At 67.3% G+C, this 2,316-nt stretch carries 1 protein-coding gene; it reads right to left on the reverse strand.

Going from position 1 to position 2,316, the window contains the following annotated elements; genetic code table 11:
- Nucleotides 1-182: 182 nt before the first annotated feature.
- The coding region (locus WBA11_RS12315) for a protein kinase domain-containing protein (protein ID WP_424520974.1) at nucleotides 183-2,316 on the reverse strand (2,134 nt) is incomplete at its 5' end.

A 2,316-nucleotide genomic window follows, 5' to 3' on the forward strand; every position in this document is an offset into this window, starting at 1 on the left:
GGCGGGGCCGCACCGGGCCGCGCCGTCGCGCGGACGGTCAGCTTAAAATCGCCCTCTTCGACTTTGACCTCGTCGAGGCCGCTGTCGGCGACCATCTCGAGCAGGCGTTGGATCTTGTCGAGGTCCATGTCCATCGGGTACGGGGCACGCGGGAGGGCCTCGAAGCTACGAACGCTCGCACGTTAGAAGCCGGCCAGCATCGCCGCCTCAGCGGCGCTCCTGTCCATGCCCAGGTTCTCGAACGCCTCTTGAGCACGTTGTGCAAACGGTCGAGCGGCATCGGGATCGCCACCCTCAGACAGGGCCCGCGCAAGCCTGAGCGCTACGATCGCACTCTCGCGTGGCCTGTCCCCGTCGTCTAGGAGGCGCAAGGCCTCTCGGTACAGGTCTAGAGCTTGCGCTCGATCGGTCTCCACAAGAGCATCAGCGAGCGTTGCCGCTGGAATTCCGCTCAACGGCGAATCGGCCGAGTAGGCGTTCCGGTACGCCGCGACGACCTCCAGGAGCTCCTCTACACCCTCAGACCTCCCCATCGCCGAGAGCGCCTTTGCTCGTTCCATTCGCAGCCGAAAGCCTTCGATATGCTCCGCGCCATATTGCCCGCGGTGGGCTGCAATCCCGGGGGTGAGCATCTCGACCACGGCCTCATACTCACCCGTTTCGAGCAGGACGTACGTTCGGTAGCGCTCGATCACTGAGGCCGCAGCGTCACGACCCGGCTCTTGCGAGATCGCGTATCCCTGATCAATCGCCACCCGAGCCTCGTCTGTTCGCTCAACGCTCCATAGTGCCGCGCCAAGGTCGGCGTACGCGCGCGAAGACAGCCACGCCCACCGCTCGGCCTCCGGGGTATCCTTAGCCGTGTCCAAATGCCGGGCGAGGACCGCCGCCTGTTGAAGGGCTTCGATTCCTTCCTCTGACGCTCCGGACGCTTTGAGCACCTTCCCGAGCTCGCCTTGCACGTAGGCGTAGTAGTAGCTCTCCTCTCGGCCAAGAGTCTCAAGAATCCCGAGGGCCTCTCTCAATGGCTCAGCGGCCTCGGCAGGCCTCCCAATCATGTTTCGCGCAGTGCCCAACGTTGCGAGGTGATCTAGTCGGAGAGCGAGGACGGGAGGCAGTGTCGTCGTTGGCATGGAGACGGCCCGCGCGGAGAGCCGCTCCGCAAGCTGGAACTTCCCACGGTTGAGATACACCCCGGCGAGCGCTCCGCTCAGAGCCGCTCGCGTCCGTTGGTTTTCCATGGTGTCGACGGAGGCCACGAGCCGATCGAGCATCACGGACGCCCTCATCGTATCGGACCCGACTCGGCTTGGGTTTGCCGCATCGAAAGCGGCCGAGAACGCTCCGATTCCATCAACGAAGTTGGCAACCTCGGCTTCAGCAGCGTCTCGCTGACGTTCCGCCTCAGCTGCCTGCCACAGTGCCGCGCCCGCGCCTCCCAAGACGGCTACGAGCGCCAGGGCAGCCGTCGCCACGAGCGCCCGGTTCCGCCGCACGAACTTGGTGACGCGGTACGCCCTCGACTCGGGCCGGGCCGCGATGGGCATTCCGTCGAGATGACGCCGGATGTCTGTGCCTAGCTCCGCGGCGCCTCGGTAGCGACGCTCGGGGTCGGTGCGCAGCGCCTTGAGGACGATCCGGTCAACGTCGCCGCGGAGCCGACGCCGCAGGCGGTCCATCGTCGTGGATCGGAGGGCTCCCGTGTCGTTGGCTGCGCCGACCTGGCGGTTGTCGAGGGTGAGATCGTCCTCGAGGACGGGACCTGCTGGGTCGGGCGGGACGCGGCCGCCGGTCGGGGCGCGGGCCGTGACGGCGTCCGATGGGCGCGTAACGTCGCCGCCAGGCTGGGGCCGCGTGCCCGTGAGCAGCTCGTACAGCAGCACACCGAGCCCATATACATCTGTTGCCGTCGTGATCGGGCCGCCCTCGAGCTGCTCCGGCGCCGCATAGGCCGGGGTCAAAAGCGGCTTGCCCGTCTGGGTGCGAACGCCGCTGTCGTCCTGGAGGAGCTTCGCGATGCCGAAGTCGAGCAGCTTGACGCGCGTCTCGCCCTCGAGGGCGGCGACGAGCACGTTGGACGGCTTGAGGTCGCGGTGGACGACCAAGCGGGCATGGGCGAATGCGACGGCGTCGCAGACCTCGGTGAACAAGGCTAGCCGGTCGTTGACGCCCAGGCGACGGCGGTCGCAGAAGTCGGTGATCGGCTCGCCGTCGACGAACTCCGTGGCGAGGTAGGGGCGGCCGTTTGCCTCAACCCGCCGTTGCCGATCGGGCGCGACGCGCGCCAGACCTCTCCCATCCCGCCCTGCCCCACCT

This window comes from Rubrivirga sp., from assembly GCF_049648075.1.
Classification (GTDB): Bacteria; Bacteroidota; Rhodothermia; order Rhodothermales; family Rubricoccaceae; genus Rubrivirga.